The sequence below is a fragment of the Mesorhizobium sp. M8A.F.Ca.ET.208.01.1.1 genome (assembly GCF_004791315.1).
In the GTDB taxonomy this organism is placed as follows: domain Bacteria; phylum Pseudomonadota; class Alphaproteobacteria; order Rhizobiales; family Rhizobiaceae; genus Mesorhizobium.
This window is the reverse complement of the sequence record NZ_SRUT01000430.1, coordinates 1-280: the sequence shown is the minus strand read 5'-3', so window position 1 is coordinate 280 and position 280 is coordinate 1. Positions and strand designations below refer to the sequence as shown.

Here is a 280-nt window from a genome sequence, read left to right as displayed (position 1 = left end):
CGTCCTCTTTCTCGACGCCGACGACTATCTCTATCCGCACGCCATTTCCGAGGTGCTCGGAGAGTGGGACGCGGCTGTCGCGCAGGCGCAATTCAGACTGCATCTCGTCGATGAGGACCAGCAGATCAAGGATGTCTTTCCGCCGCCGGAACAACCGTTCGACTCCGGGGACGTCGTCCCGGAATTGCTGCGCAAGGGACGCTATCATACGACGGTGACAAGCGGGTTGGCGTTCGACCGCGAGGCGCTGGCAACGATCATGCCCGTGCCGGAACGCGAT

General features: G+C 62.1%; 1 pseudogene. It reads left to right on the top strand.

Annotated features, from left to right (window positions below):
* Positions 1-280 (top strand): annotated as a pseudogene (locus tag EN851_RS35975) (glycosyltransferase family 2 protein); the annotation flags it as partial.